The 5851-nt window shown below is 50.3% G+C and carries 2 protein-coding genes; one reads left to right on the forward strand and one right to left on the reverse strand.

Annotation, left to right across the window (positions count from 1 at the left end; all coding sequences use genetic code 11):
• The first annotated feature begins 180 nt into the window (after window positions 1–180).
• On the forward strand, window positions 181–4824 hold the full coding sequence (locus tag O9290_RS25930) for a hypothetical protein (protein WP_288058068.1): 4644 nt from the start codon (window positions 181–183) through the stop codon (window positions 4822–4824).
• A gap of 42 nt (window positions 4825–4866) precedes the next feature.
• Here the strand turns inward: O9290_RS25930 and O9290_RS25935 are convergent, their stop codons facing one another.
• Window positions 4867–5610 (reverse strand): DUF1995 family protein, encoded by a 744-nt coding sequence (locus tag O9290_RS25935; RefSeq protein ID WP_002763301.1) that lies wholly within the window; start codon window positions 5608–5610, stop codon window positions 4867–4869.
• Between the last annotated feature and the right edge of the window lie 241 nt (window positions 5611–5851).

A 5851-nucleotide genomic window follows, 5' to 3' on the forward strand; every position in this document is an offset into this window, starting at 1 on the left:
CGGGCGGCTCCCCAGAACAGTCTCAGCCTGGAAGTTGGTCACTAGCTAGACACTACCTAACAGCCACAGGCGATAGGCTGAGAGGCCAGAGATGCTGTCGTGGCTTTCATCTTACCTCTCAGCGGTTTTTGAGATGTTGCAGACGAGAGAATTTATGTCCGACTACTTATCTGATTACTTATGTCCTTTCAAGAGAAGCGAATCATCCCCATAGAAATCGTCAATCCCAACTCGCCAGCCGAACTTTTACTAGCTCTCAATCAATGGCTAGAATTAGAGTTGATTGCCGACAAAAGACTAGAATTAGCAATAAATGCGAGAGAAAATTCAGTTCAAGAAACCCTCGCTCTGACAATAACCACCAGCGTCCCTATATCTAAATTTTTAGAAGGTTTGGGGCAATGGCAGGAGCGAGGCTGGCTGACTGCTTCTCAAATCCGGGTTGTTATAAGAGTGAGAGCTTCCCATCCCTCTCTACTACAAGGTTTAGAACAATGGCTCCAATTAGGATTACTTGGGGAATCTCAAGTCAAGCAACTGTGTCGGGAAAACCTCTCCTGTGTCATGCCTATACTGACAACTGCCCCTACCAGAGAGCCGCTGCCAGACCCCATCTCCTCCCAGCCGCCTCCCCCACCCGCGCTACCTTCTCGACGGCCAGAAGCTCCCCGTAGAATCCCGCCACGGCCGCCAACATCTCCTCGACGGCAGGAAACTCCCAGCCAGTTTGGACAAATGTTACAGTCTCTGATGGCAGAATTGAGCGTCCTCTGGCTGCTGCTGTTGGGAGTCTTCATGGTGGTCATCTCCTCTGGTGTCCTCGCCGCCAACTTTTGGGAAAAATTCTCAAGCGCCGGACAGTATGGGGTTTTGTGGCTTTATACTTTAGCTTTTTGGGGAGCCAGTTTTTGGAGTAGCCAACAGCCGGGCCTGCGCCTGACCAGTCAAGCTTTGCGCCTGGTTACCCTGTTGCTAGTACCGATGAATTTTCTGGCCATGGATAGCTTGGGCTTGTGGCGCAACCCTCTAGCCTGGTTGATTGTGGTAGTGGCTGCCCTTTCCCTTACCGCCGTAACAGTTCAACTATTCCGGGGGAGGTACGGGGGAACTGGCCCGGCAGGATTTTCTCAAAGTCTGCCGAATCACTTGGGATTGAGCTATCTGCATTGGGGATGGGCAATTGGGGGTTTTCCCTTGCTGGCAACTTACTTGGGCGTGGTGGGAACAACTTTGATCTCCCTTTCCCGTGTTCCTGAAGGAGCCGGACAAGAAGCAGCATCAAGGAGAGAAAGATTAGCCCCTTTTAGCTTAAATGAGGCAATTGTCGTCTATGGGCTGGTTATCCTGCTGGTGCGGGCAATTTTTATCGCTCAGGTAGAGATTAGCCAATTGGGGCTGGCTGTGGGGATTTGCGGCTGGTTAGCCAGTTGGCAGACCAGACAATCTGTTTCCTTGTGGCAGCGTATCGGCGGTAGCTTGCTGCTGCTAGGTTGGTTACTGTCGGTGGGTGAAACACCTTGGCAAGCCCTAGCAGTGAGTGGTTTATCACTCCTGTTTTTTGCCCGACGCATCGGTTACTCCTGGCGGAAGTTCGACTTGGCAGCAGCCTTGCTGATTGGGTTGCAGGGGTTGTGGCTGGCTTGGCGCTTACTTCCAGACACTTTCAGGCAAGGGGCAATCACCTTGGGGACTGGTTTAACTGGCGCTGAAGCTACCCCTTGGGCGTTACTAAGCTTAGTTTTCTTTCCTTACCTAGTCTTAATCCTATTCCTGACAGATTGGTTCTCCCAATTGGGCAAGCGGGAATTAGCCTCTTTTACCGGCTCGATAGCCTTGTTCTGGGGAACAACCTTGACCTTTTGCTCCTTAGTCAATCCTGCCTTGAGGACGCTCAACTTGGCAGCTTCAACCCTGGCGTTAGTAATTTTCAGCCAACGGCAAGTCAAACTAGCTTCCCTTCAAGAGATTTCCCGCCGTTTTCTCTCCCTGGCCTATCTCACTCACCTAGCTGGCTTGCTCACCCTAATTTTGGCGATTGACTGGGGATGGCCAAGGCTGAGTTGGGCAGTTTGGGGCGTGATTTTAATCATGCTGGCGGTGCTGGAATTGGCATTCAGCGTGAAACAGCCCTTTCCTCCTACTTCCTTGCTCCATCTCCTACACCACACAACTTGGAAGCTGGGACTAATCTTGGCTGGGCTATCCTATGGCTTGTTTATCCTCAATCAGGTGGCAGTTTTCGCCCAGTTGACCTCTGTGTTGGAGCGCCCGCTTATGGGGCTAGAGTGGGGCTTAGTCTGGGGTTTGGCTCCCCTGGCCCTGACTGGGGTGGGAACTTGGAATCTGGCTCGGCGGGAAGTTGCCAGTTGGTTGAGTATAGACGCTTTAGCCCTGTGGCAGTGGCTTATCTTAACAGCCCGACCCCCGCAAGGGTTGGAACCAGGAATTGCCTCAATTAGCTTAGGGATAGCTACAGGATTGATGTTCGTCAATAGCCGTAACTTAGAGCAGGTAGCAGCAGCAGCGATTACCGTAGGTTTTGGCTTGAGTTGGCTGGCACTGTCTTTGTGGGATGGCAGTTTTGGTTGGGCATTGCGGCAAGAAGCAAGCTGGCTGTTGGCAGGGGTAATTACTGCGACAAGCTTGTGGATTCTCCGCCAATGCTTAAGGGCATTACCGAATAATTTGGCGAGAATTTATGCCCAGGTTAGCGATGGTTGGGCAACTTGCCTCTCGCTCCTGATGTTATTGGCGCTTTCTGGTAATGTCCTTAATGCTCCAGACGGTAGAGAAGCGATCGCCACTTGGCTGCTGATGGGGGCGACAGCTTATCGCAGTTGGCAACCCTCGCGCCAACCTAACCTAGTCATTTGGTTGAGCATCTCAGTCCTGCTAGTTGCCCAAATTCCCACCTGGGTAGGGGAAGAAACTCGTCTCGTCACCCTAGCGATCGCCACTGGTTTGATGTTCTTTCAGACTCATCGCCTACAAAAATTAGCAGCGGCTGCCATCACGGTCGGCTTGTCCTTGGGCTTGAGCGTTGCCTTACTAGAGAGATTGCCTCTCCCTGGATTAGATTGGCTGTTGGCGGGGGCAATCGCCCTTATCCCCCTCTCCCTCTGGCTGTTGCGCTATTGGTTGAGCCAGCGTACTTCTGCACTTGCTCTCCTCTATGCCCGCGCCTGCGATGGCTGGGCAATTGCCCTCTGTAGTCTGGAGTTAGTCGCCCTGACTCTCCATTCTCTAGCCGTTTACTCGGATTGGATGGCTGCCTCGATCCTTCCTGTCCTAGCGGCTGCCCTGACTTTAGGGGCGATCGCCTATCGAAGCTACCTCGAGCCGAGTAACTGGGGCATCTACGGGGTAGGCTGGAGCTTGGAACTGTTCACCATCGAAGTTCTCAACCTAACTAAGCAGTCTTTAATTGCCCTAGCGATCGCCAATATTCTCTTGGGATTGCTTACCCAACTGTTGGGAGATTGGTGGCACAGAGATCACAGGCGGGAAATGCTCAATAGCTGGAATATCCTACCCTTGCTCTATGGGGCCTTAGGAGCGGCTCTGCGTTGGGGATTTTTCAGTAGTTGGACTGGCTTGAGTTCTCTGGGACTGGTACTGATTGCCATCGGAGTTGGGCGGCGCTCTCCGGCCAGGAAGCCCTTGTTGTACCTGGGAATTGGCGGGATCTCCATCTCAGCCTACGAGCTATTGTTTTATCAAATTGCCGACCTGTCCCAAGGCGATCAATTTTTGGCAATGGCAGCCCTGGCCGCCAGCTTGGTTTACGGCTATCGATTGCTCTCTCCCTGGTTGGCTGGCTACTTGCATCTGACGGCCTCAGAATTGAAGTTGGTTGCCCACCTGCACTGGGCTTTGGGCAGTTGCCTGTTACTAGGGGCTTTATTCTATCCCGTTGCAGTCAATCAACTGTTGGGATTGGCAACCGGTATCTTTTTGACTCGTTATGCTATCTGGCAAGGGCGCAACCATCCTGACCAGGCGATCGCTGAAATCTGGGTCTATCTGGGTATTCTAGAAGCGACTGGGATTGGGGCCTATGCTGCCAATACTATTCCTCCAATGGAATTCTTCTCTCAATACCTAGTTTCTTGGTTGGGAGTAATCGCCTCTGGGGTGGCTGTTTTCACCTATCTGCTCCCTTGGCGGCTTTGGGGCTGGCCGCCTCGTCCTTGGCAATTCCTCGCTCTTGTTCTTCCAGGACTCGCCCTTGGGGGCAGTTTAGACAAGCTCAATCCCCTAAGTTTGCTGGTGGTGGCTGGATTCTATGCTTGGCTGGCTTGGCTGCGGCAGCAACCCCGGTGGCGCTATCTTACCCTCTTGTTAGTGAATTGGGCGATCGCCCTTTGGCTGGCGGATTTCTCTCTGGCAACTCCCTTCGCCTACAGCAGTCTTGTCGGATTGTCTATCCTCTGTCTTGTCTGGATAGAACCTACCTGTCAGGGGAGGCAAGGCAAATCCTTGCGCCACCTGCTTCGCCTCTTGGGAACAGGCATTATTGCTAGTGCGGCTCTCTGGTTTCATCATCAGACGGGAATCCTGCCTGGCATCCTCAGTTTAGTGGCAATTTTTGCCGGATTAGCCTTACGAATTCGCGCCTTCCTCTATCTTGGCACTTTTACTTTTGTGGCTAATGCTTTCTATCAGTTGGTAATTTTGATTTCCCTTTATCCTCTGCTTAAATGGATTATCGGATTGCTGGTGGGGGTTAGCTTGCTCTCAATTGCTGGCAATTTTGAAACTCGCCGTACTCAATTAACTAGCTTGCTGCAAAATTGGCTCAGAGACTTACAGGAGTGGGATTGACATACTCCCACCGTCACAGCCTAACTTGACGGGGGGAGTATGTCACTGTTGTAATGCTTTTAAGAAGCGTCCCATAGTGGCAAATAAACCGGACTTTTTGGCTTTATTAGCAGGATTAGAACTATCATTAGGAGTATTACTAGAAGCTTTCAGAATCAGATTTTCTAAAGCTTCCCCCATGGGTTTAGTGGATTGTTCGGAAATTAACTCGTAACCGTCTTCTTTTTCGAGCCAAACTTGCCACAAGGAAGGATAGGAACGATACACAATCGCCGATTCCAAGGGACGAAAATAATAACAACTTTCTAGGGTACTTAAAAATCTTTCTCGCAATTGTCGGGCTGCGTAACCGATACCCACTACCGATACATCTTCCAATTGGGGAATCAGAAGAACCACGGGGCGATCTTCGGCAAGGTAACAGAGTTTTTCTACGGAATTAATCTCCACCGAGGAGGGACAAACAACTAAAAACGCTTCATCTTCGGGCTTAATTTTGTTTTCGATGGGAATAAAACGACTACCTAAATCTCCCAGTTGAAAAACTGTTTCTCCCCAATCCCGTCGGGCTAACATGGCGGCTCCAGTATCGGGAAAAATTACCCTTAAACCAGAACCATAACTGTCAAAAATAGAGGCAAAATCAAGGGCTAAAGCTTGTGCTTGTAGAGCAATTTCTGGGATAACTAATTCCACTTGTATGCGTCTAGCTCCCGATTCTAGAGCCAGTTGGGTGGCGGCTTTCGCTTGCAGGATTGTTTCTTCTAGGGAATTGGGTAGGGTCATTTCAGTTATCAGTTATCAGTTATCAGTTATCAGTTATCAGTTATCAGTGACTACCTCTGGTCGTCGGGGACTTAAAATCAGAAAGATTTTAATTTTTATAAAAGGTAGGGTTGATTCATAGTAGGGTTGATTCATAGTAGGGTTGATTCATAGTAGGGTTGATTCATAGTAGGGTTGATTCATAGTAGGGTTGATTCATAGTAGGGTTGATTCATAGTAGGGTTGATTCATTAATCAAACC

It is taken from the genome of Microcystis sp. LE19-41.2A, assembly GCF_027530405.1.
Taxonomy (GTDB): Bacteria; Cyanobacteriota; Cyanobacteriia; order Cyanobacteriales; family Microcystaceae; genus Microcystis; species Microcystis aeruginosa.